Here is a 22643-nt window from a genome sequence, read left to right on the forward strand (position 1 = left end):
GCGGAGTGCGGCGCGGGAGCGGCGTGCGGTGGTGCGGGAGTGCTGCGGTGCCGGAGTGGTGTGGTGCTGGAGTGGTGCTGCGGTGCGGGGTGTCAGTCGGCGGGCTGGAGCAGGTCCCAGCGGTTGCCGTGGAGATCCTGGAAGACGGCGACGCTGCCGTACGGCTCGTGGCGCGGCTCCTCCAGGAAGGTCACGCCGGCGGCGGTCATCCGGGCGTGGTCGCGGGCGAAGTCGTCGGTGTGCAGGAAGAAGCCGACCCGGCCGCCGGTCTGGTCGCCGACCCGGGCGCGCTGCTCGTCGTTCCTGGCCCGGGCGAGCAGGAGGCCGGTGCCGTTCCCCTCGGTACCGGGCTCCACGACGACCCAGCGGGAGCCGTCAGGGCGGGGCGCGTCCTCGGCCAGCCGGAATCCGAGCGCGTCGGTGTAGAAGCGGATGGCCTCGTCGTAGTCGTCCACGACGAGGGTGACCAGGGCAACGCGTCGCATCGGGGCCTTCCGGTGGGGGTGGTTAGCCGGAGAGGTTATACGTAAAACCCCGAGGACGCCAGTCGCTGCGGCGATCAAGCGCGCACGGTGGGGAAGGTCAGGGCCGCTCGCCCTGGGCGACCTCGACCTGGTGGTGGAAGTCGGCCATCCCGGTCACCGAGGCGACGCAGGAGACGGCGGCGCAGGCGAGCAGGAGGGCGGCGGCCCGGCGGCCGGTGCGGCCCCGCGGCCGGGGAGCGGACAGCAGGGCCTGGACCCGGCGCGGGACCGGGCCCGTGGTCGCGGCGGCGGCGAAGCCGGGCCGCTCCGAGTGGACGGCCTGGGCGGCCAGGGCGGCCCGGGCGATGGCGCGGGCGGTCAACCGCCGGTCGCCGACCGATCGGGCCGCGGACTCGTCGGCGGCCCGCTCTGCAGCCAGCCGGACGGTGTCGCGAACCTGTCGCAGGGCGGGGTGGCAGTGCGCCGCGACCTCGGCGGCGGCCAGGAAGTAGTGGTGGCCGCCCGCGTTGTGCGCCCGCTCGTGCGCGAACAGGGCCTCGCGCTCGGCGCCGTCGAGGCTGCGCAGCATCGCGGTGGTGACGACGATGCGGTGCGGACGGCCGGGCAGCGCGTAGGCGTCCGGGCGGGACGACTCGACGACGCACAGGTCGCCGGCGCGCGGACCGCGCCCGGCCTCCGAGCGGGCGGCCCGGAAGGCGCGGGTCTGGCGCAGCACCGAACGGACCAGCGTCCAGCCGCACACGGCCAGCGCGCCCACGGAAGTGGCGGCGGCGGGAAGGACGACGAGGTCCGAGGCGGTGTGCAGCGGGTGGACGAGTTCGCCGAGGGCGGCGAACACCGGCAGCTTGAACAGGCCGGTCAGCACGAAGGCGCCGAGCGCGGCCAGCGAGCAGCCGGCGAGGACGACCGCGCACCCGGTGACCGCCCACAGTGCGGCCACGGGCGCGAGCCGGTCCATGGCCCGCCTGGCGAGCGCCGGGAGGGCGAACGGCAGCAGCAGCGGCAGCAGGAGCAGCGCGGTCATCGGTAGTCGTCGGATTCGAGCAGGTCGCGCAGGGTGCGCTCGTCGTCCGCGCTGAGCTGGGCGACGAAGCGGGCGAGGACCCTCTCACGGTCGGTGTCGCGGTTCAGCTCGCTGTGCATGCGGCGGGCGGTGAGGCCGTGGGCGTCCTGAAGCGGGATGTAGGCGTAGCCGCGGCCCTGACGGCGCCGCTCGACCATGCCCTTGTCGTGCAGCCGGGTGAGGATCGTGGTCACCGTCGTCCGGGCGAGGTCCGCGCCCAGGGTGAGCTGCACCTGGCCCGGCGTCTGGGGAGCTCCGGCGGCCCAGAGCGCGGCCATGACACTCGCTTCGAGCTCGCCGGCCGGCCGGCGTTCGTCCTTGGCGTCGGTCATGGGAACGTTCCTCACCCGTCCTCGTGCGCGGCCCGGAGGGCCTTCCGTGTGCTCACAGTCGGCCGTCTACGTGAGTGTAGTCAACCGTGCGCCCGTCGTACCGGCGTGCGCCCTGCCCATTATGGGAGGAGCGCATCACCGGAACCCGGGCGGGCGGTGACCGGACCAAGGGCGGGCGGTGACCGGGACAAGGGCGGGCTCCGGCGGTCGAGTGCGGCCGTCAGCCGCCCGTGGTGTGCAGCGCGTCGAGCCGGTCGAGTTCTTCCCTGCTGAGCCGCAGGGCGCCGGCGGCGACGTTCTCGGCGAGGTGGTCGGGGTTGCCGGTGCCGGGGATGGCGAGCACGTGCGGGCCCTGGTGCAGGGTCCAGGCGACGCGGATCTGGGTGGGGCTCACGCCGTGCGCGCGGGCGACGGCCAGCACCTCGTCGTCGTGGGCGGTGCCCGCCCGGCGCGGTCCGGCCTCGCCGGCGACGGCGTAGAAGGGCACGAACGCGATGCCCCGCTCCCCGCAGACGCGCAGCACCTCGTCGTCGACGGGGTCGGGACGATCGACGGCGTACCGGTTCTGCACGCACACCACCGGGGCTATCTCCAGCGCCTCGGCGAGGTGGCGGGGCTGCACGCCGGACACGCCGAGGTGCCGGATCAGTCCGGCCTCGCGCAGCTCGGCGAGGGCGCCGAAGTGCTCGGCGATGGAGTCCTGCTGCTGGCGTCGGAAGTTGACCACGTCGAGGTGGTCCCGGCCGAGCTGGCGCAGGTTCTCCTCGACGTGCCCGCGCAGCTGGTCGGGGCGGGCCGAGGAGCCCCACTCGCCGTGGTAGTCCCGGAAGGGGCCCACCTTGGTGGTGATGACCAGGTCGTCGGGGTACGGGGTGAGCGCTGTGTTGATCAGTTCGTTGGCGGAGCGCAGCGAGGAGAAGTAGAAGGCGGCGGTGTCGATGTGGTTCACGCCGAGTTCCACGGCCCTGCGCAGGACGGCGATCGAGCGCTCACGGTCGCTGGGGGTGCCCAGGTGGAAGGCTGCGTCGCCGGTCAGCCGCATGGCACCGAAGCCGATGCGGTGGACGGGCAGGTCGCCGAGTACGAAGGTGCCGGAGGCGGCCGCGTTGATCGTCTCAGTGGTCATCGGCGGAGTCTGACATATTCCTTGCGCGGCAAGGCGGTTGCGCCCTGCGGCGCCCTCGGGACCGGCGTGGGGCGAGCCGGTGGGGTCACGACTCCGCCGGGCCGAGCTGCCCGAGGCGCCGGCGCAGGTATGCCCGCTCCGCCTCGCCGGCGGCCAGTTCGATCGCCGCCTCGTACTCTCGTGCCGCCTCGGCGGTCCGGCCGAGGCGGCGCAGCAGGTCGGCCCGGACGGCGTGCAGGACGTGGTAGCGGTCGAGGGCGCCGGGCGCGCGGCGGGTTCCGGGGGCGGCGGGCGTACCGCGGGTGTCGGGCGCGCGGCGGGTTCCGGGGGTGGCGGGCGCACCGCGGGTGGCGGGCGCGCGGCGGGTGGCGGAGGTGGCGGACGTGCCGCGGGTGCCGGGCCCGCCCGGGGTGAGGGAGTCGACCAGTTCCAGTGCCTCGGCCGGGCCCTCGACCTCGGCGACCGCGACCGCCCGGTTGAGCGCGACGACCGGCGTGGGCGCCACGGCCATGAGCTGGTCGTAGAGGCGCAGGATCTGGCCCCAGTCGGTGGCGTCGGCGGTCGCCGCGTCGCTGTGCACCGCGTTGACGGCGGCCTGGATCTGGTACGGCCCCGGGCGGTCCCGGCGCAGACAGCGGCGGACCAGGTCCTGGCCCTCTGCGATCAGCTCGCGGTCCCACCGGGCGCGGTCCTGCTCGGGCAGCGGCACGAGAGCGCCGTCCGTGTCCCGCCGGGCCGGGCGGCGCGCGTCGATCAGCAGCATCAGCGCGAGCAGGCCGGTGACCTCGGGTTCGTCCGGCATCAGCGCGGCAAGCAGCCGGCCGAGCCGCAACGCCTCCGCGCACAGGGCGGGATCGCCGGTGTAGCCCTCGTTGAAGACGAGGTGGACGACGGCGAGGACGCCGCCGAGCCGCTCCGGCAGGTCGGCGTCGCGCGGCACGCGGTACGGGATGCCCGCGTCGCGGATCTTCGCCTTGGCCCGCACCAGCCGCTGGGCCAGGGTCGCCTCCGGGACCAGGAAGGCGCGGGCGATCCGGGCGGTGCTCAGACCGCCGACCAGGCGCAGGGTGAGCGCGACCCGGGCCGCCGGCGCGAGGGCGGGGTGGCAGCAGGTGAAGATCAGACGGAGCCGTTCGTCGCGCACGGGGCCCTCCTCGGGCGGTGCGTCGGTCGCGTACAGCAGGGCGGCCTCGGCGTGCCGGGCCTGCCGGGAGGACTCGCGGCGCAGCCGGTCGACCGCCCGGTTGCGGGCGGTGGTGATGATCCAGCCTGCCGGGCTCGGCGGCACGCCCGCCTCCGGCCAGGTGCGCACGGCGACGGCGAAGGCGTCCTGCACCGCCTCCTCGGCGAGGTCGATGTCGCCGAGGAAGCGGACGAGGACGGACACGGCGCGCCCGTACTCGGCCCGGAAGACGGCCTCGACGCCGGGCGCCCCGGGCATCAGGGCTGGTCCACGAACGGCCGCACCTCGATGGGCAGGGTCGTCGCGAGGGCCGCCTTGCGCCCCCACTCCAGGGCCTCGTCCAGGTCGGCGGCCCGGATCAGGCAGAGCCCGCCCAGGTACTCCTTGCCCTCGGCGTAGGGGCCGTCGGTGATCAGGACGTCACCGCCCTCGGGCCGGAGCATGGTGGCCGTGTCCGGGGCGTGGAGTCCCCCGGCGAAGACCCACGCCCCGGCCGCGCGCAGCTCGTCGTCGAAAGCCTCGACGTCCCGCATGATCCCGGCGAGCACGTCGGGGGCCGGCGGCTGTGCGTCGGCGGGCTGGACCACACTGAGCAGGTAGTGCTTCATGACGTTCTCCTCGGCGTCCGGCCGGGTGCACCCCCGGCGCTGTCTGTCACCTCCTACACGAACGGCGGGGGCCCGGATCGACACCGGGCCGGGGCGACTCGCCAGGAATCTTCTCCGGCGGCAGCGGGAGGGGGTGGCGGGGATCTTCGGAAGAATCCCGTTCATGACCGACACCGCGCACCCGCTCGTCCGCACCGCCCGCCGGCTCGCCGCCGATCTGCTTCTTCCCGAGGCCGAGCGGGTGGACCGGGAGGGCGTGCCCGTGAGCCACATCGAGGCGGTGAAGCGGTCGGGGCTGCTCGGGGTGGCCGCGCCGGTCGCATACGGCGGCTCGGGCGCGCAGCCGGCGGTACTGCGGGAGACCGCGGAGGTCCTGGCCGGGGCCTGCTGCTCGACCTGGTTCGTGCAGACGCAGCACCACACGCCCGTGCAGACCCTGGCGCGGAGCGAAGGGCCCGTGCGTGAACGCCTGCTGGGGCCGTTGTCGCGGGGCGAGCTGCTGTCCGGGGTGGCCTACGCGCACCTGCGGGCGTATCCGCGCGTCCCGGTGCGGGTGCGGCGCGAGGGCGACGGCCTGCGGTTCGACGGGACCGTCCCCTGGTACACCGGCTGGGGGCTGAACGACGTGATGCTGCTCGCGGGGGTCGGCGAGGCGGGAGAGGCGGTGTTCGCCTTCGTCGAGGCACGCGACCAGCCGGGACTGCGGGCGTCGCCGCCCATGCGGCTCGCGGCGCTCACCGCCGCTTCGACGGTGTCGCTCGAACTGGACGGCCTGCGGGTGCCGGAGGAGGCGGTGGCCCTGCGGACGCCGTACGAGCGGTGGGCGCCCGGGGACCGGGCCCGCACGCTCAACGCCAACCCGGCGGTCTTCGGTGTCGCGCGAGCGGCGCTCTCCCTGCTGGACGAGGAGTTCGCCGGGTCGCTGGCCGCCCGCCTCGCCGACGTCCGGCGCCGGGCCTACGCCCTGGCCGACCACCCGGCGCCGCTGGAGCGGGTCGCGGAGCGGCTGGCGGTACGGGCGGAGGCGTACGAGGTGCTGGGCGCCGCCACCACGGCGGCGGTGACGGCAGGTGGCGGGCGGGCGATGTCCCTGACCAGCCGCCCCCAGCGCCTGGCCCGAGAGGCCCTGTTCCTCCTGGTACAGGGCCAGACGACGGAAACCCGCCGGGCCCACCTGCAGGCCCTGACCGCCGAGCGGGGCCGCTCCGCGGACAGGGCGGGGACGACGGACCACCCCGGAACCACGGACCCGGCGGAGGCGTAGAACCGCCGCGGGGGCAGCGAGGGCGCAAGCGCCGGCGGGGTTGCCGGTGACGGCCGGCCCGGAAGCAGCGAGGGGGGCGTCGAGAAGCGGGCCCCGCGGCGGCCAGGCCGACAGCGAGGGAGAGCTGCCGGAGACGGCTGGGGAGCGCCGACGCGGCAGCGCCGGGAAATGGGCGCCGGGGCGGCGAGGCGGCGAGGCCAGCAGGGCTGGCGACGACGGCCGCCCCAGGAGAACAGCCCGCAGCACCGGGAAACGGGCACCGAGGCGGCGAGGCCCGAGGCAGCAGACCGGGCCGACGACGGCCGCCCCAGGAGAACAGCCCGCAGCACCGGGAAACGGGCACCGAGGCGGCGAGGCCCGAGGCAGCAGAGCCGGCGACGACGGCCGCCCCAGGAGAACAGCCCGCAGCGCCGGGAAACGGGCGCCGAGGCGCCGAGGCGGCGAGGCCAGCAGGGCCGGCGACGACGGCCGCCCCAGGAGAACAGCCCGCAGCGCCGGGAAACGGGCGCCGAGGCGCGAGGCCCGAGGCAGCAGAGCCGGCGACGACGGCCGACCCGGGAGAACAGCCCCGCAGCGCCGGGAAGCGGCATCCGGAGCGGCGAGGGCGGGAGCGTCGGCAGGGCTGCCGGAGACGGCCGGCAGGGGCCGTGTGAGGCCACCCCGGAGCAGCGCGGCCGGCAGCGTCGGCAAGGCTGCCCGGGACGGCCCGCGAGCGCCTACCCGGCGGCGCCGTCGAGCGGCTGCCCGGTCCGTGCGGACGTCAAAGGCGACCGCACGGGCCCTGCCCAGTCGTGAAGGCGGACCCCGGCAGGGGATCCGGCCGGGGTCGGCGCGGCCCTTGGAGGCGGCGGGCCAGGGCGTGGGTGCCGGTCGTCGCCGCTGTCGCGAAGACCAGGCCCAGCGCCAGGTCGCGGGGGCGGGTGGGGCGCAGGACGCCGGCGCGGCGCAGACGGGCGCGGGCCCACAGGGTGAAGGGGATGACCACCAGCGGGCTGGTCACCGAGCCAGGCGTGTAGCCGCGGAGCACGGCCGCCTGCGCCAGATGGACCACTCCGTGCAGGCCGAAGGCGTCGAGCGCGGTCCGGTAGACGGCGGAGCGGCCGCCGGTGCGGTGCCCGTCGGCCGCGGCCGCCGCGACCACGGCGGCCATCGCGGCGACGGCCGTCGTGAACTCACGGGCGTCCACCGACCCCACCTGCCGCCACACGGCCTCCGGCACCCGCGGGAACCTCTCGCGCAGCTCCGGGAGCCGCGCGCGCACCCAGCGGGGCACCGTGGCCAGTTCCTCGGTGTCGTGCACGGCCCAGGCGGCCAGCAACCCGAAGGTGACCGACGCGTCCACCGCTGCTTCTCGCTCCATGAACCCGCAGTCTGGCAGCCGCAGGTGTGCGACGCGCGCCGGGTCAGGCGCGGCTGTCGTCCTCCGGACCCTCGACCACCACGAGGAACGCGTCGGACTGCAGATCCATCACCACGGTCGCCGCCTCCCCCTCGGCGCGGCGCGCTGCCGCGAACTCCTCCGCGGGCCACGAACCTCGCGGGGCCCCGGCGGGGAACCGTTCCAACACCTTCGCACTCATGACGGCCGGTCACCTCCAACGCGGACGGTCGCACGGAATGTACGTCCTGTACCGGAGCGGCTGCCCCGGATCGCTGCGGACATGTCACCCGACCGGGTACGGACGGCGCCGGCCGCATCCGCCGGACGCCCGGTGAGGGAAGTGAGCGGAAGGGGGACCGGAAGGCAGGGACCGGCGACGCGGAGGACATCGGTGATGGACGACGACGAGCGGGCGGCGGGTCCGCGCTGTCTGGTGACGGGCGCCACGGGCTACATCGGCGGACGGCTCGTGCCCGAACTGCTCGCCGCCGGGTACCGCGTGCGCTGCCTGGCCCGCTCCCCGGGCAAACTGCGCGACGTCCCCTGGGCGGGCGACGTCGAGGTGGCGCGCGGCGACGTCACCGACGCCGCGGCGGTCGGCGCGGCGATGCGGGACGTCGACGTGGCGTACTACCTGGTGCACGCGCTCGGCAGCGGCGACGGCTTCGAGGAGACCGACCGCCGCGCGGCCCGGATCTTCGGGGAGCGGGCGAAGGCGGCCGGGGTGCGCCGCATCGTCTACCTGGGCGGCCTCACCCCCGCCGGCGTGCCCGACCAGGCCCTGTCCCCGCATCTGCGGTCGCGCTCCGAGGTGGGCCGGATCCTGCTGGCGTCCGGGGTGCCCACCGCGGTGCTGCGGGCCGCCGTCATCATCGGCTCGGGCTCGGCCTCCTTCGAGATGCTGCGCTACCTCACCGAGCGGCTGCCGGTGATGATCACCCCGAGCTGGGTGCGGACCCGGATCCAGCCCATCGCCGTCCGGGACGTCCTGCGCCTGCTGACCGGGTGTGCCCGCCTGCCGGACGACGTCAACCGGGCCTTCGACATCGGCGGTCCCGACGTGCTGACGTACCGGGACATGATGATGCGGTACGCGCGCGTGGCGGAACTGCCGCGGCGGGTGATCGTGCCCGTGCCGGTCCTCACCCCACGGCTCTCCAGTCTCTGGGTCGGCCTGGTCACACCCGTCCCCGCGTCCATCGCCCGGCCGCTGACCGAGTCGTTGCGGCACGAGGTGGTCTGCCAGGAGCACGACATCGCCCGGTACGTCCCCGACCCGCCGGGCCACCCGCTGGGCTTCGACCTGGCGGTCCGGATGGCCCTGCGCCGGGTGCGGGACGCGAAGGTGGACACGCGCTGGTCGTCGGCCTCGGTGCCGGGAGCCCCGAGCGATCCGCTGCCCACCGACCCCGACTGGGCGGGCGGCAGCCTGTGCACCGACCACCGCGAGGCCATGGTGGACGCGTCGGCGCGGGAGCTGTGGCGGGTGATCGAGGGCGTGGGCGGCGAGAACGGCTGGTACTCCTTCCCGCTCGCCTGGAGCCTGCGCGGTGTGCTGGACCGGCTGGCCGGCGGGGTCGGGCTGCGCCGGGGCCGCCGGGACGCGCAGCGGCTGCGGGTGGGCGACTCGCTGGACTTCTGGCGGGTGGAGGAGATCGAGCCCGGGCACCTGCTGCGGCTGCGCGCCGAGATGCGGCTGCCGGGCCTCGCCTGGCTGGAGATGTCCGCCGAGCCGGCCGGGCCGGGCCGCAGCCGCTACCGCCAGCGCGCGCTGTTCCATCCGCACGGGCTGCTCGGCCAGGCCTACTGGTGGGGCATCTCCCCCTTCCACGCCGTCGTGTTCGGCGGCATGGCCCGCAACATCGCGCGGGCGGCGGCCCGGCCGGCCCCGGTTGGGCCGCGGTCGCCCGCCCGGTGACACGTCCGGGCGAACGCCGCGGGCCGGGCGGTTCCGCGCGCATCCGCCCGGCCCCGCGGGCCGGAAGAGGTCTGCGTCCGCACCCCTGCCCCCGGAGCCGCACCATGTACGTCTCGGTCGTCCTGTTCACCGCCGATCTGCGCCTGCACGACCATCCGCCGCTGCGGGCCGCGCTGCAGGGCGGCCGGCAGGTGGTCCCGCTCTTCGTGCACGACCGAGGTGTGGCGGACGCGGGGTTCGCGGTGCCGAACCGGATGGCGTTCCTCGCCGACTGCCTGCGTGACCTCGACGACGAGCTGCGCGGGCGGGGCGGGCGGCTCGTGGTGCGCTCCGGCGACGTGGTCGAGGAGGTGTGCAAGGTGGCCGCGGAGGCCGACGCCGACGAGGTGCATCTCGCGGCCGACGTCAGCGCCTACGCCCAGCGGCGCGAACGGCGGCTGCGCCGGGCCCTGGAGGCGGAGGGCCGGCGGGTGCACTTCCACGACACGGTGACCACGGCGGTGGCGCCCGGTACGGTGACCCCGGCCTCCTCGGACCACTTCGCCGTGTTCACGCCGTACTTCCGGCACTGGTCCACACAGCGGTTGCGGGACGCCCTCGGCGTGCCCCGGACGATCCGGGTGCCCGAGGGCGTCGGCTCCGAGGAACTGCCGTCCCGTGCCGCCGTGCAGGGGGTGTCCCCCGGGCTGGCGACCGGCGGCGAGCGGGAGGCGCGGCGGCGGCTGGCCGCCTGGCTGCGCTCGGGCGCGGACGCCTACGAGGAGGGGCGGGACGACCTGGGCGACGACGCGACCTCCCGGCTCTCCCCGCATCTGCACTTCGGCACGCTGTCCCCCGTCGAGGTGGTCCAGCGGGCCGGCGTGGCCGACAACCCGGGCGCGCGGGCGTTCGTACGGCAGCTGGCCTGGCGGGACTTCCACCGCCAGCTGCTGGCGGCGCGGCCCGGGGCGTCCACCGCCGACTACCGCACCAAACGCGACCGCTGGCGCTCGGAACGGACGGCCCGCGCGGACATCGAGGCGTGGCGGGAGGGCCGTACCGGCTATCCGGTGGTCGACGCGGCGATGCGCCAGCTGCGGCACGAGGGGTGGATGCACAACCGCGGCCGCCTGCTGACGGCGAGCTTCCTGACCAAGACGCTGTACGTGGACTGGCGGGTGGGCGCCCGGCACTTCCTGGACCTGCTGGTCGACGGGGACGTGGCCAACAACCAGCTCAACTGGCAGTGGGTGGCGGGCACGGGCACGGACACCCGCCCCAACCGCGTCCTCAATCCGGTCACCCAGGCCAAGCGGTACGACCCCGACGGCGCCTACGTACGGCGCTGGGTGCCCGAACTGCGGGACGTCCGGGCCGGCGCGATCCACGAGCCGTGGAAGCTCGAGGGACTGGAACGCGCGACCGCCGGCGACTATCCCGACCCGCTCATCACCCTCGCCGACGGCCTGGCCCGCTTCCGCCAGGCGCGCGGCAGGGAGTGAGTCCCGCCGCGGGCGGACGACGGGACTTCGCGGACACGGCCTAGGACCGGTGCCGGTGGGCCGCCGACAGCGCGTCGAGGGCTTCGGCGAGGCCGGCCGGGCGCAGCATGCCGTGGCCCGGGCGGCCCGCCCAGCCGGGGCCGCCGAGCACGACCAGCGGCTGCGACCGTGCCCCCTTCACACCCCACACCGTGGCGGCCACGTGCTGGGCCAGCGCCAGGCTCGCGGTGGAGCGGGCCTGGGCCCACAGCACCACGGCGGCCGGGCCGAGGCGCCGTACCGCGACCGACAGCGCCTCGGCGGGAACGGCGCCGGCGAACATTCGTGTGGGGATGCCGAGTTGGCTCAGACCCGCGTTGAGCGCCTCCAGTGGCAGGGTGTGCTGTTCGCCGGGCACGCAGGCCAGCAGTACCGGTCCCGGGGCGGCGGGGTCCGGTGGCGCCACGGGGGGCAGGGTGTGCCGGCGCAGGACGGTGGACACGTGCCAGGACAGCAGGTGCTCCACCTCCACGTAACGGTCGCCGGCCGACGCCCACTTGCGGCCCACGGCGTGCAGGGAGGGCACCATCACCTCCTGCCAGGCGCGGGCGAGGCCGTGGCGGGCCACCGCCGCGGCCAGCCGTTCCTCGACGGCCGGCGCGTCCAGGCGCACGGCCGCGCGGGCCAGGCCGCGCAGTTCCTGGCCGATGTCGTCCTCCGGCGGCGGCCAGGCCACCGCCACCGCTGACGCCGACGGCGGTGTCGGTGTCGACGCCGACATCGACACCGACCCAGGCCCGGCTTCGGGTCCGGATCCAGACGTCGTCGCCGACGCCGCCGCCGGCACGTTCCCGGCCGTGGTCGCCCCGTCCCGCGCTTCGTCCCGCGCCCCGACGGCACTCGCCCCCGCGACCGCCGTACCCGCCCCGGAGGAATCCGCAGCGGCGGGCGGTGGTGTGGCCGCGGCGAGTTCGTTCCGCGCGGCCCGTGCCGCCTCCGCCGGGGCGACGCCGGCCGAGGTCAGCCGGCACATCGTCTCCAGCATGGCCACGTCACGGGGCGTCCAGCGGCGGTGCCGGCCGGCCGCGCGCTCGGCGGGGCCGATGCCGTAGCGGCGCTCCCAGGAGCGCAGGGTGGTGGGCGAGACCCCGAGCCGACGAGCGAGGGCACCCGTGGTCAGCCCCGCCTCGGCCGACAGACCCGGCTCAGTACGCGTGACGTCCATGGCACGACTATACGATGCAGAACCGATGCATGTTGAGCGGGTGGGTACCGGGCTCCGACCATGAGGGACCGTACCTACCCGAGGAGCCGCGGCATGTGCTCGAATCCGGCCTCAAGCAGTGTCGTCGCAGAGCGCCCCGCACCGGCGACGGCCGCCGCCGCGACGACGCGCCCCGTCGGGGGCGGCGAGGCGCACGGCGGCCCGTACGGCGGCCCGTACGCCGACGAGGAACTGGCGCGTGGCCTGGTGGCGGGCGACGAGGCGTGCCTGATCGCGGTGCACCGGCGCTGGTCGGGGCTGGTGTACGGCCTGGCCCGGCGGTCGCTGGGCGACGCCCGGGAGGCGGAGGACGTGACGCAGCAGGTGTTCCTCGGCGTGTGGCGCGGCCGGCAGGGGTACCGGCCCGACCGCGGCCCGCTGGCCGGGTGGATCGTCGGCATCGCCCGGCGCCGGATCGTCGACGCCCTGTCCGCGCGGACCCGGCGCGCCGACCTGGTCGCGGCGGCCGGCTCGGCGCTGCTGCTCACCGGTGGCACCGTGGCCCCGGGGCCCGAGGCGGTGCTCGACCGGGTGGTGGTCCGGCAGGCGCTGGCCCGGCTGCCCGACCCCCAGCGGGAGGTGCTGCGGCTGGCCTTCTTCGAGGACCTCACCCAGACGCAGATCGCGGCCCGCACCGGGTGGCCGCTCGGCACCGTGAAGAGTCACGCGCGGCGCGGTCTGCACCGGTTGCGGGACTCGCTGGGGCAGCAGGCGGGAGTAATCGATGCGGAAACGGTGCACTGACGGGCGGGGGGCAGGCGCAGCCCCGGAAGCATGGGACGGCGGCCGGAAGGATTCATCCCACCCCTACACATAAGCCGCCAATAAGGGCAGACTGGGTGAGCGGCGTTTCTCGCGCACCGCTCCCGACGCGGTCGGGGCCGTACGACGGGACGAGAGGGGAAAAGAGCATCCCCGGACCCCGAGCGGCAGCGCCCGAAGACCCTGATGGAGAAGTCCGGCGAAGGGAGGACCCAGCGAAGAAAGTGAAGGCCACGAAGAACGCGAGGACGGTCCGCCCGGGCGGACCGTCCTCCCCGTGTGCCGCCGTGATCAGCCCGCCACCGGCTCGGTGTCCGGATCCCGGCCCGTCGTCGTGTACTCCTCGCTGATCTCCTTCGGCCCGAACGGCCACACCCGCTCCAGCCGCGCCCAGACGAAGAAGGCCGCGCAGCCGAGAGCCACCCAGGCGAGGGACCACTCGATGGGATGGCGGCCGGGTGAGTTCTTGTCGGCGTACCCGTAGATCACGCACCAGCCGACGAAGGCGACGAGGGCGGGGAGCGGGTAGAGCCACATCCGGTACGGGCGGTGCAGGGTGGGCCGGCGCCTGCGCAGCACCGTGAGCGCCACGATCTGGGCGAGCGCCTGGACGAGCACCATGACCGTGGTGAGCAGCTGGATCAGGGTGGCGAGGTCGGTGTGGCGGCCGATCAGGAAGCCGATCGCGGTGATCACGCCCATGGTCGCCAGGCCCAGCATCGGGAAGCGGTGCCGGGGGTGCAGCTTTCCGTACGGGCGGAAGAACACGCCGTCGCGGGCGGCGTCGTAGGGCACCCGGGAGCCGCCGAGGAGGCCGGTGAACACCGAGGCGAACGCGGTGATCAGGATGAGCACGGTGACGGTGTCGGCGGCGCCGGTGCCCCAGGTCTTCTCCAGCACCGCCGAGGCCACGGAGGTGGAGGCGATGTCCTCGGGGTCGGTCATCCGGTGCCAGTCGACGACGCCGAGCGTGCCGATCTGGAGCAGCAGGTAGATCGCCATGATGCCGAGGATCGAGAAGATGACGGACCGCGGCAGGGTGCGGCCCGGGTCCTTGATCTCGGCGCCCATGTAGGCGGTGGTGTTGTAGCCCAGGTAGTCGTAGACGCCGATGGTCAGGCCCGCGGCGAAGCCGAGCCAGAAGCGGTCGCTCGTCAGGTCGAAGGCGTGGGCGGGGTAGCCGAAGGCCAGGTGGGGGCTGAAGTCGGTGGCCGCGGCCGCGATCACGAGCACGACGGAGGCGATCATCACCGTCCACATCACGGCGGTGAGGCGGGCGATGTGCTCGATGCCGCGCCACAGCAGCAGCACCACCAGGGCGATGACACCGAGGCCGATCAGGTCGCCCTGGGTACGGCCGAGGCCGGGGGCGAGGTAGCCCAGGTACTGGACGAAGCCGACCACGCCCGTGGACATGATCAGGGGGATGAAGAGCATCGCCGTCCACACGAACAGGAACGGCATCAGCCGCCCGGTGCGGTACTGGAACGCCTGGCGGAGGTAGACGTAGCTGCCGCCGGAGCCGGGCATGGCGGCGCCCAGTTCGGCCCACACCAGGCCGTCGCACAGGGCCAGCACCGCACCGGCCACGAATCCGATGACCGCCTGGGGGCCGCCGAACGCGGCGACCATCAGCGGGATGGTCACGAACGGCCCGATGCCGCACATCTGGCTCATGTTGATGGCCGTGGCCTGGAACGGGCCGACACGGCGGGCGAAGCCACCCGTGGGTGGCGGGCTACCGGACATGGGGACTCCTGACGCGACGGGCCGGACGGACCGCATGCCCGGCGGGGAACCCGCCCGGCCGGGCTGACTGGCCGATAAAGTTAAGGAGCCTTACTAGAGGCGTCAAGTAGGCGCCGGGAATGCGTGAGAATGGTGCGATGCCCGCCCGAGACGCCGCAGCCCCGCCGGACCAGCCCTGGAGCCGCCGCCGACTGCGCAGCGCCAACGAGCGGCTGCTGCTGGACCGGCTGCGCGACCTGGGCGCCGCCTCACGCGCCCAGCTCGCCCGTGAGACCGGCCTGTCCAAGCCGACGGTGTCCAGCGCGCTGGCCGCGCTGGAGACGGCGGGGCTGGTCCGCGAGGTCGGCACCCGGGCACCCGAACGGGGCCGCACCGCGGTGCTGTACGCCCCCGACCCGGCCGCCGGGTACGCGCTCGGGGTGGACATCGGCCGCGGCTGGCTGCGGGTGGCGGTGGTCGACCTGGACGGCACGGTGGTCGCGCGCGCCGACGTGCGCAACCGGGCGCGCGCCTCCGCGGCGATGGCCGAGCTGGTGGTGGCGACCGCCCGCCAGGTGATCGGCAACTCGGGCGTGGACCCGGCGGAGGTGGTGCACGGGGTGGTGGGCACGCCCGGCGTGTACGACGAGGAGCGGCGCCGGGTGCGGTTCGCGATGCATCTGCCGGGCTGGGGCCGCGCGGGCCTGTTCGACCGGATGCGCGAGGAACTGGGCGTCCCGCTGGAGGTGCACAACGACGCCAACCTGGCGGCGCTCGGCGAGTACACGTACGGCGTCGGCGCCGGCAGCCGGCTCTTCGCGTACATCCTCATCGGCACCGGCCTCGGCATGGGGGTGGTCGGCGAGGGCCGGCTGTTCACGGGGGCGCACGGACTGGCCGGGGAGATAGGTTTCCTGCCCTGGCCGGGCCGGAGCAAGCCGGAGCGGCTGGAGGACGCGGTGTCCGGGGAGGCCGTGGTGGAGGCCGCCCGGCGGTTCGGGATGGACGGGCAGCTCACGGCGAAGGCCGTGTTCGACGCGGCCCGGCGCGGCGACCGGGCCGCGGTGCGGGCGGTGGAACTGGAGGGCGAGCGGATCGCGCACACCGTGGCGGCCGCGGCCGCGGTGCTCGACCCGGACCTCGTGGTGCTGGGCGGCGGGGTGGGGCACAGCGTGGACCTGCTGCTCGGACCGGTCCGCGAGCACCTGCGCGCCCTGACCCCGCTGCGGCCGCGGCTCGCGCCCAGCCGGCTCGGCGAGGACGCGGTGCTGCTGGGCGCGGTGGCGACGGCGCTGGGCACGGCGCGTGACCTGGTGTTCGAGCGCCGGGCGGGCGAGGGCTGACCCGGCCGGCACCGGCCCGGCCGAGCCTGACCCGATCGCACCAGCCGTCAAGGCCCGTGACGGCGACGGTCGTTGACATGCCCCTCCGCGTTCCCTACCTTGAGCCGAGTTAGTAAAGTTTCCTAACTTTACGAGGCTGGAGACCAGCGTGTTCCCTCGCCCCGCCCCCGGACGCCGGCTCGCCATGGGCGCCGTGCTCCTGAGCCTGCTCGGCACGCTCGCCACCGGCGCCTGGGCCGGACCCCGGGACCAGCGGCCGGCGCCGCACGAACACCGGCACGCGCCCAGTGTCACCCATGTCCCGGCCACCGCCGGGTCCGCCACTCCGCTGTCCGGATACGCGATCCGGTCCACCGCGGACGTGACCGACTCCGCGGCGGCCGTCTCCTCCCCCGGCTACCGGGCGGACGGCTGGTACCCGGCGGGCTCCCGCTCCACCGTGCTGGCCGCGCTGCTCGCCGACGGCGTCTATCCCGACCCGTTCCACTCCACCGACCAGCAGAAGATCCCCCGGGACGACTTCCAGGTGCCGTGGTGGTACCGCTCCGACTTCACCGTCGAGGACACCGGGCCGCGCACCCGTCTCGACTTCAGCGGTGTCGTCTCGGCCGCCGACGTCTACGTCAACGGCCACCAGGTGGCCGGGGCCGCGGACGTGACCGGCGCCTACACCCGCCACGAGCTGGACATCACCTCCCTGGTGCGGTCGGGCACCAACACGGTGGCCTTCCGGGTCCGGCCCAACGACCCGAACAAGCACCTCACGATGGGCTGGCTCGACTGGCTCCAGCCGCCGCCCGACCGGAACATGGGCCTCGTACGCGACGTCCTGGTCCGCCGGGACGGCCCGGTCGTGCTGCGCGACGCGCACGTGGTCGGCGAACTGGCCGTGCCCGCGCTGGACACCGCCGACCTGACCGTCAGGGCGCGGGCCCGCAACGACTCCGGCACCCCGGTCACCGCCGAGGTCACCGGCAGCGTCGCCGGGACGCGCCTGACCAGGAGCGTGCCGCTCGCCGCGCACGAGACGAAGACCGTCACCTTCTCCCCCGCCGACGTCCCCGGGCTGCACCTCACCGCCCCGAAGGTGTGGTGGCCGGCGGGCATGGGCGGGCAGCCGCTGTACGACCTCGACCTCGCCGTCTCGGTGTCCGGCGCCGTCTCCGACACGGCCCACGAGCGCTTCGGCATCCGCGACGTGCGGGCGCCCCTGAACGCCGACGGCGCCCGCCAGTACCGGATCAACGGCCGCAGGCTGCTGATCAAGGGCGGCGGCTGGTCGCCCGACGAGTTCCTGCGCTGGGACGCCGGCTACGTGGAGGACCGGCTGCGCTACGCCCTCGACCTCGGCCTGAACACCATCCGCCTGGAGGGGCACATCGAGCCGGACGAGTTCTTCGACCTCGCCGACCGTCTCGGTGTGCTCACGCTGCCGGGCTGGGAGTGCTGCGACAAGTGGGAGGGCCAGGTCAACGGGGGCAGCGAGTCCGGCGAGAAGTGGACCGAGAGCGACTACCCGGTCGCCAAGGCGTCCATGGCCGCCGAGGCCGCCCGGCTGCGCCGCCACCCCAGCGTGATCTCCTTCCTGATCGGCAGTGACGCCGCGCCCGACGCGAGGATCGAGAAGGACTACCTGGACGCCCTCGGGGCCGCCGACTGGCCCGTCCCGGTGGTGCCCGCCGCCTCCGACAGATCCTCGCCCCAGCTGGGCCGTTCGGGCATGAAGATGACCGGGCCCTACGAGTGGGTCCCGCCGGACTACTGGTACGCCAAGCGCGAGGGCGGCGCCACCGGCTTCAACTCCGAGACCAGCGCGGGCCCCGACATCCCGACCCTGGACACCCTGCGCCGGATGATGACGCCCGCCGAACTCGACACGCTGTGGAAGGACCCCGCCGCCCGGCAGTACCACCGCTCGCCCTCCACCGTCTTCGGCACCCTCAAGATCTACGACGCCGCGCTCACAGGCCGCTACGGCGCACCGGCCGGGCTCACCGACTACGTGCGCAAGGCACAGCTCGCCCAGTACGAGAACGTACGGGCCCAGTACGAGGCGTACGGGCGCAACGCGACGGACGCGAGCAAGCCGGCCACCGGAGTGATCTACTGGATGTTCAACAGCGGCTGGACGTCGCTGCACTGGCAGCTAGTGGACCGGTACCTGGACCAGGGCGGCGCCTACTTCGGCGCGAAGAAGGCGAACGAGCCGCTGCACATCCAGTACTCCTACGACGACCGCTCGGTCGTCGTCGTGAACAACCGGCACGGCTCCACCGGTCCGCTCACCGCGCGGGCGACGCTGTTCGACCCCGACGGCACCCAGCGGTACGACCGGACGGTCACCGGGATGACGGTGGACGGCGACGGCGCGCACGGCACCGCGCTCACGCTGCCCTCGTCGGTGAGCGGGCTGCCGCCGACGTATCTGCTGCGCCTCACGCTGACCGACGCGGACGGCCGGGAGGTGAGCCGCAACGTGTACTGGCTCTCCACCCGGGCGGACAAGCTCGACTGGGCGCACACCGACTGGTACTACACGCCGGTGACCGGCTACGCCGATCTGCGGGGACTGACCTCGATGGCCCGGGTGCCGGTGTCGGCGGCCGCGTCGACCGTGACCTCCGGGGACACCTCGACGACCACGGTGACCGTGCGCACCACCGGTGACGGGCGGACGCCCTCGCTGCTGACGGACGTCCATCTGGTCGACGCGCAGGGCAGGCCGGTGCTACCGGTGCGCTGGTCGGACAACGAGGTCAGCCTGTGGCCGGGTGAGACGGCCACGCTGACGGCCACCTACCGGACCGCCGATCTGCACGGCTCGGCGCCACGGGTGCGGGTCTCCGGCTGGAACACGCCGGAGCGGACGGTCCCGGCGGCCTGACCCGGCGGGGGTGGGCCCGGAGCCCACCCCCTTCGGCGTCAGCCGACGTCGAGCGCGGTGTCGTCGAGGACGAACGACGTCTGGAGGGTCGAGCCCTCGGTGCCGGTGAACTTGACCGTGACCGTCTGGCCCGCGTAGCTCGCGAGGCTGAAGCTGCGCCGGGTGTAGCCGCTCGCCGCGTTCAGGTTGGAGTAGGTCGCGAGCGTCGACAGCACGGTGCCGCCGCTGTTGACCACCTGGGCCTTCAGGGTGTCGTACGCCGTCGAGGTGGAGGTCTCGGCGGTGTCGACGTGGAGGTAGAAGCTCAGGTTGGCGGTGGTGCAGCCGGCCGGAATGGTCACCGACTGGGACAGGGTGTCGGTGTGGGCCGAACCGTAGCCGTTGAGCCATGCCTTGTAGGAGCCGGTGCGGGCCGCCTCGCCGGAGTCGTTGGTGATGACCCCGCTGGAGCTGGTCCAGGAGCCGGAGCCGGACTCGAAGCCGGGGTTGGCGAGCAGCTGGGCGGCGGTGCAGGTGCCGCCACCGCCTCCGCCGCCCCCGCCGCTGGTGCCGGAACCGGCGAGCCAGGCGGTGGCGTTGAGGGCGAGCGCCGCGTTGGTGGCGCCGGAGTCGTTCCAGCCGTCGTACAGGGTGTTGCCGGACTGGCCGGTGCCGTCGTCGACCGGCGAGCTGTCGCCCCAGAAGGCGACGCGGCCGCTGCCGAAGGTGCTGGTGAGGAAGAAGGCGCCGGTGTTGCCGGAGTAGCCGGTGCGGTAGACCAGCCCCTTGACGGCCGAGTTGTCGGCGGGCTTGAGCGTGGCCGTGGTGCCGTTGGCGATCAGGCTCTTGGTGACGGTGCCGAAGGAGCCGTGCAGCACCGGGTCGGACCCGTCGCTGACGGCGGACGGGTAGTCGGAGCCGATGTTGAGCGAGTCGATCGAGAAGCCGAACGGGTCGGTGGAGTCGACGCTGTTGTTCGTCATCAGGTCGTTGAGGATCTTGACCGCGTCGGCACCGTCGTTGTTGCGGTCGGAACCGGTGTGGTCGGAGATCATGAACAGGCCGCCGCCGTTCTTCACGAAGGTCATGATGGCGGTCTTCTCCGCCGTCGTGAACAGCGTGTTGGGCTCGGGCAGCACGAGGGTGTCGAAGTTCGACAGGTCGGTGGCGGACGAGCCGCCGTAGCTGAGACTGGAGCCCGAGGGCAGCGTCTTCAGGCTGTAGCCGCCGGTCTTCTGCAGGGCCACGCCCCAGGAGGACAGGGCGCCCGTCCAGTCGGTCTCGGCGGACGGGGAGGAGTTCTGGCCGAGCGGGTCGGGCTGGCTGGTGGAGATGATCCAGTCCGCGTTGCCCGCCGTCTCGGCGTGGGCGTTGTCGAACAGGACGCGGTGCGTGGTGGCGGCGTGCGCGGGGGTGGCGTCCGTGCCGACCTGCAGGGCTGCCGAGGTGACGAACAGCCCTAGTCCGGCCAGGACGGTGGTGAGTCTGCGGCGGGATCTCCAGGATCCAAGCATCCGGCGAACCTCCATGTGGGGTGGGGAGAGGCAGTGGGGCGCCCAAATCTGCGCGCGTAGAACGAGGTTGAGGGTTCTACACGCGTCGACTGGTTGAAAGGTACATGGCATGTCAGGCCGGTGAACATCAAGTCTCGGCAATCTCGTCCCCGGGCGGGCCCCACGCCCCTCGGCCCGGGGCGCCCGTCAACTCCCGTACAGGTACGGGGTCGTGGTGCTGAGCGCCTGGAATCCGAGCCGTTCCAGGATCGGCCGGCTCATGGGCGAGGCGTCGACCTGGAGGAAGCGATGGCCGTGGGCGGCGGCGACCCGGGCGCGGTGGGCGACCAGGGCGCGGTAGACGCCCCGGCCGCGCCAGGACTCGACGGTGCCGCCGCCCCACAGACCGGCGAAGCGGGTGCCGGGCACCAGTTCCATGCGGGCGGCGCCGACCGGCTCGTCACCGGCGAGCGCGACGACGGCGACGACCGTGCCCGGGGCGGCGGCCAGCCGGGCGAGGAGCCGGTGACGCAGCCGGGTACCGTCGGTGCCGAACGCCTGCTCGTGCACGCGCACGACGAGGTCGGCACCGGCGGGATCGGTGGCCCTGACGACACGGATGCCGTCGGGCGGCCGGGTGTCCGGGGAGAGCCGGATGACCTCGGCGGTCTCGCCGACCAGCAAAGTCTCCTCGGGCTCGGCCCGGAAGCCGGCGGCGGTCAGCCGGGCGCCCAGGTCCACCGGCCGGTCGTGGCCGTGGAGCTTCCACTCGAAGTCGTGGCCCAGACCGCCGAAGTACGCGATCTGCTCCGCGATCACCCGGTCCGCCGACCGCTCGTCCAGCGCGGACCACAGGATGCCGTTCCAGCCCAGCGCGCCGGCGGTCTGCCGGACCACCGCGCCGGCGCGTTCGACACGGGCTCCCGGCCCGTCGGGAGCGGCGCCCTCCCGCATGTCCCGGTCGTAGAGGGCGAGTACCGCGGCGTGATCCATGCCCTCACTCCAGCATCCGCCCCCGGGCCGGGCAACGGAATTACCCGCGGACCGGTGCGGCACCCGCCCCGGTCCCGGTGGCTGTGCCACCCTCGGCGCCCGTGCCCCGGGCCGCCGGGGACCGTCCCGCGAGGAGGCCGGTGAACCACGGTCAAGGACAGCGAACTGGGCTCTCCGCGCCGGTGCGTGGAGCTGGCGCGGGAGGCGCTCGACGCGGGTTCTGCAGCGCCGGTTCCACACGGGCGGTGCAGGACCCGAGTCGAGCGGGGCGGGTCCGGTCCCCGTCCGGCTCAGCCGAGTTCGAGCGTGGTGACCCCGAAGACCCGTTCCCGGGCGTGGTCGCGGACGGGTCCGGTGTACATCCGGGCGGTCTCGAACGAGGCGGACAGTCCCGCCTCCAGGGCCAGCGCCACGCCGTCGGCGTTGGGTTCGGGCACGTCGACGGCGATCTCGCGGCCGGCGGCGTCGGCGGTGAGCGCGGCGAACAGGGCCCGGGCGTCGTCCGCGGTGTCGGCGAAGAGCGGGCCGACGCGCAGGCAGTCGTGGCCGGGCCGGATCACGCCGTAGCCGGTCAGCCGGCCGCCGTCGTGGCGGACGTGGGCGCGGTGGCCGTCGCGGGTCAGCCACTCGGCGAGGAAGCGCGGGCGGTCGGCGGGCATGCAGGCGCCGTCGTAGGCGGTGACGGCGGCGAGGTCACCCGGCCCGGCCGGACGCACGCCGGTGGGGGCGGCGCCCCCGGTGGCGACGCCGGTGAACCTGATGGTGCGGTACGCGAGTTCGAACCCGGACTGCCGGTAGTTGTCCTGCTGGGCGACGACGCCGTCCAGGCCGACGGTGCGCTCACCGGCGTGGGCCAGGGCGGTCTTCCACGTGGTGAGGCCGTGACCGCGGCCACGCAGGTCCGGGCGGACGAGGTAGCAGCCGAGGAAGGCGTAGTCGGAGCCGTAGGTGACGACGGAGACCGCCGAGACCGGTTCGCCGTCGATCCGGCCCAGGAAGAACCCGTCGGGGTCCTGGGCGAAGAAGGCGGGGCCGTCGCCGAGTCCCGGATTCCAGCCCTCCGCCGCCGCCCACCCGCTGATCACCGGCCAGTCGGCGAGGGTGGCCTGGGTGACGACGAGGTCCTGCGGGGCCGGGTGGGTCATCGGTGCGCTCCATGAGGGGACTTCGGGCCGGTAGGGGTCCGGCCCGTCGGCTGCGGGCGTGCCGCGCGGCGCCCGCACGGGGGCCGCACCGCAGCATCCTCGCCGATCACCAGGGCCCGCACCATGGGCGCGTCGGCCGTTGTGCGCCTCAAATCGTTCAGTGGAGCGAGGTGTTGGTCCCCGGGCGCGGGCACGCCCGGGCCGTCGTCCGGCCCGGGCGTCCACCGCGTCC

Annotated in this window: 19 protein-coding genes; 6 read left to right on the top strand and 13 right to left on the bottom strand. The window is 74.6% G+C overall.

Translation table 11 applies throughout. The features are described from left to right. Positions 1-92: 92 nt before the first annotated feature. The 6 genes from B446_RS04445 to B446_RS04470 form a co-directional block, all read right to left on the bottom strand. Positions 93-485: a VOC family protein gene (locus B446_RS04445; RefSeq protein WP_020938215.1), complete on the bottom strand. Its 393-nt coding sequence runs from the start codon at positions 483-485 to the stop codon at positions 93-95. 97 nt (positions 486-582) lie between these two features. After that, entirely contained in the window at positions 583-1509 is a 927-nt protein-coding gene (locus tag B446_RS04450; RefSeq protein ID WP_020938216.1) for a M56 family metallopeptidase, read from the bottom strand. Next, on the bottom strand, positions 1506-1880 hold the full coding sequence (locus B446_RS04455; RefSeq protein ID WP_020938217.1) for a BlaI/MecI/CopY family transcriptional regulator: 375 nt from the start codon (positions 1878-1880) through the stop codon (positions 1506-1508). Before B446_RS04455 ends, B446_RS04450 begins: the two co-directional genes overlap by 4 nt. A gap of 220 nt (positions 1881-2100) precedes the next feature. Next, entirely contained in the window at positions 2101-3006 is a 906-nt protein-coding gene (locus B446_RS04460; protein WP_020938218.1) for an aldo/keto reductase, read from the bottom strand. A gap of 85 nt (positions 3007-3091) precedes the next feature. After that, entirely contained in the window at positions 3092-4447 is a 1356-nt protein-coding gene (locus B446_RS04465; protein ID WP_020938219.1) for an RNA polymerase sigma factor, read from the bottom strand. Then, a complete protein-coding gene (locus B446_RS04470; protein ID WP_020938220.1) occupies positions 4447-4797 on the bottom strand; it encodes a YciI family protein in 351 nt (116 codons plus the stop codon). Before B446_RS04470 ends, B446_RS04465 begins: the two co-directional genes overlap by 1 nt. Positions 4798-4960: 163 nt before the next feature. Between B446_RS04470 and B446_RS04475 the strand changes: the two genes are divergently transcribed. Beyond that, positions 4961-6061 (top strand): acyl-CoA dehydrogenase family protein, encoded by a 1101-nt coding sequence (locus B446_RS04475; RefSeq protein ID WP_020938221.1) that lies wholly within the window; start codon positions 4961-4963, stop codon positions 6059-6061. A 760-nt stretch (positions 6062-6821) separates the two neighbouring features. Here B446_RS04475 and B446_RS04480 read toward each other — a convergent pair. Both B446_RS04480 and B446_RS39580 read right to left on the bottom strand, forming a co-directional pair. After that, entirely contained in the window at positions 6822-7421 is a 600-nt protein-coding gene (locus B446_RS04480; RefSeq protein WP_078614635.1) for an HXXEE domain-containing protein, read from the bottom strand. A 43-nt stretch (positions 7422-7464) separates the two neighbouring features. Next, positions 7465-7641: a hypothetical protein gene (locus B446_RS39580; RefSeq protein ID WP_020938223.1), complete on the bottom strand. Its 177-nt coding sequence runs from the start codon at positions 7639-7641 to the stop codon at positions 7465-7467. Between the two features lie 195 nt (positions 7642-7836). On the opposite strand from B446_RS39580, the gene B446_RS04485 reads away from it, so the two are divergent. After that, entirely contained in the window at positions 7837-9360 is a 1524-nt protein-coding gene (locus B446_RS04485; RefSeq protein ID WP_020938224.1) for an SDR family oxidoreductase, read from the top strand. A 104-nt stretch (positions 9361-9464) separates the two neighbouring features. Beyond that, positions 9465-10841, top strand: a complete 1377-nt coding sequence (locus tag B446_RS04490; protein ID WP_020938225.1) for a cryptochrome/photolyase family protein — start codon at positions 9465-9467, stop codon at positions 10839-10841. A gap of 40 nt (positions 10842-10881) precedes the next feature. Here B446_RS04490 and B446_RS36835 read toward each other — a convergent pair whose 3' ends face one another. Continuing rightward, entirely contained in the window at positions 10882-12045 is a 1164-nt protein-coding gene (locus tag B446_RS36835) for a MerR family transcriptional regulator (RefSeq protein WP_052352126.1), read from the bottom strand. Between the two features lie 93 nt (positions 12046-12138). Here B446_RS36835 and B446_RS04500 point away from each other — a divergent pair, with 93 nt between their 5' ends. Next, positions 12139-12828 (top strand): sigma-70 family RNA polymerase sigma factor, encoded by a 690-nt coding sequence (locus B446_RS04500; protein ID WP_020938228.1) that lies wholly within the window; start codon positions 12139-12141, stop codon positions 12826-12828. A 309-nt stretch (positions 12829-13137) separates the two neighbouring features. Here B446_RS04500 and B446_RS04505 read toward each other — a convergent pair whose 3' ends face one another. Further along, complete coding sequence (locus tag B446_RS04505; protein WP_020938229.1) at positions 13138-14595, bottom strand: APC family permease; 1458 nt, start codon at positions 14593-14595, stop codon at positions 13138-13140. 137 nt (positions 14596-14732) lie between these two features. On the opposite strand from B446_RS04505, the gene B446_RS04510 reads away from it, so the two are divergent. Beyond that, complete coding sequence (locus B446_RS04510; protein WP_020938230.1) at positions 14733-15917, top strand: ROK family transcriptional regulator; 1185 nt, start codon at positions 14733-14735, stop codon at positions 15915-15917. A gap of 148 nt (positions 15918-16065) precedes the next feature. After that, complete coding sequence (locus B446_RS04515; protein ID WP_043474749.1) at positions 16066-18801, top strand: glycoside hydrolase family 2 protein; 2736 nt, start codon at positions 16066-16068, stop codon at positions 18799-18801. Between the two features lie 38 nt (positions 18802-18839). Here B446_RS04515 and B446_RS04520 read toward each other — a convergent pair whose 3' ends face one another. From B446_RS04520 to B446_RS04530, 3 genes are all read right to left on the bottom strand, one after another. Next, the gene (locus B446_RS04520; protein ID WP_020938232.1) at positions 18840-20294 is read right to left on the bottom strand and encodes a hypothetical protein; all 1455 of its coding nucleotides are present in this window, start codon (positions 20292-20294) and stop codon (positions 18840-18842) included. Positions 20295-20480: 186 nt separating this feature from the next. Further along, entirely contained in the window at positions 20481-21266 is a 786-nt protein-coding gene (locus tag B446_RS04525) for a GNAT family N-acetyltransferase (protein ID WP_020938233.1), read from the bottom strand. A 290-nt stretch (positions 21267-21556) separates the two neighbouring features. Next, on the bottom strand, positions 21557-22411 hold the full coding sequence (locus B446_RS04530) for a GNAT family N-acetyltransferase (protein WP_020938234.1): 855 nt from the start codon (positions 22409-22411) through the stop codon (positions 21557-21559). Positions 22412-22643 lie beyond the last annotated feature (232 nt).

The sequence above is a fragment of the Streptomyces collinus Tu 365 genome, assembly GCF_000444875.1.
Lineage (GTDB): Bacteria > Actinomycetota > Actinomycetes > Streptomycetales > Streptomycetaceae > Streptomyces > Streptomyces collinus_A.

Excerpts from the sequence above, each read along its gene's own strand:
- B446_RS04445 (WP_020938215.1), bottom strand. The coding sequence starts at position 485 with ATGCGACGCGTTGCCCTGGTCACCCTCGTCGTGGACGACTACGACGAG.
- B446_RS04450 (WP_020938216.1), bottom strand. The coding sequence starts at position 1,509 with ATGACCGCGCTGCTCCTGCTGCCGCTGCTGCTGCCGTTCGCCCTCCCG.
- B446_RS04455 (WP_020938217.1), bottom strand. The coding sequence starts at position 1,880 with ATGACCGACGCCAAGGACGAACGCCGGCCGGCCGGCGAGCTCGAAGCG.
- B446_RS04460 (WP_020938218.1), bottom strand. The coding sequence starts at position 3,006 with ATGACCACTGAGACGATCAACGCGGCCGCCTCCGGCACCTTCGTACTC.
- B446_RS04465 (WP_020938219.1), bottom strand. The coding sequence starts at position 4,447 with ATGCCCGGGGCGCCCGGCGTCGAGGCCGTCTTCCGGGCCGAGTACGGG.
- B446_RS04470 (WP_020938220.1), bottom strand. The coding sequence starts at position 4,797 with ATGAAGCACTACCTGCTCAGTGTGGTCCAGCCCGCCGACGCACAGCCG.
- B446_RS04475 (WP_020938221.1), top strand. The coding sequence starts at position 4,961 with ATGACCGACACCGCGCACCCGCTCGTCCGCACCGCCCGCCGGCTCGCC.
- B446_RS04480 (WP_078614635.1), bottom strand. The coding sequence starts at position 7,421 with ATGGAGCGAGAAGCAGCGGTGGACGCGTCGGTCACCTTCGGGTTGCTG.
- B446_RS39580 (WP_020938223.1), bottom strand. The coding sequence starts at position 7,641 with ATGAGTGCGAAGGTGTTGGAACGGTTCCCCGCCGGGGCCCCGCGAGGT.
- B446_RS04485 (WP_020938224.1), top strand. The coding sequence starts at position 7,837 with ATGGACGACGACGAGCGGGCGGCGGGTCCGCGCTGTCTGGTGACGGGC.
- B446_RS04490 (WP_020938225.1), top strand. The coding sequence starts at position 9,465 with ATGTACGTCTCGGTCGTCCTGTTCACCGCCGATCTGCGCCTGCACGAC.
- B446_RS36835 (WP_052352126.1), bottom strand. The coding sequence starts at position 12,045 with ATGGACGTCACGCGTACTGAGCCGGGTCTGTCGGCCGAGGCGGGGCTG.
- B446_RS04500 (WP_020938228.1), top strand. The coding sequence starts at position 12,139 with ATGTGCTCGAATCCGGCCTCAAGCAGTGTCGTCGCAGAGCGCCCCGCA.
- B446_RS04505 (WP_020938229.1), bottom strand. The coding sequence starts at position 14,595 with ATGTCCGGTAGCCCGCCACCCACGGGTGGCTTCGCCCGCCGTGTCGGC.
- B446_RS04510 (WP_020938230.1), top strand. The coding sequence starts at position 14,733 with ATGCCCGCCCGAGACGCCGCAGCCCCGCCGGACCAGCCCTGGAGCCGC.
- B446_RS04520 (WP_020938232.1), bottom strand. The coding sequence starts at position 20,294 with ATGCTTGGATCCTGGAGATCCCGCCGCAGACTCACCACCGTCCTGGCC.
- B446_RS04525 (WP_020938233.1), bottom strand. The coding sequence starts at position 21,266 with ATGGATCACGCCGCGGTACTCGCCCTCTACGACCGGGACATGCGGGAG.
- B446_RS04530 (WP_020938234.1), bottom strand. The coding sequence starts at position 22,411 with ATGACCCACCCGGCCCCGCAGGACCTCGTCGTCACCCAGGCCACCCTC.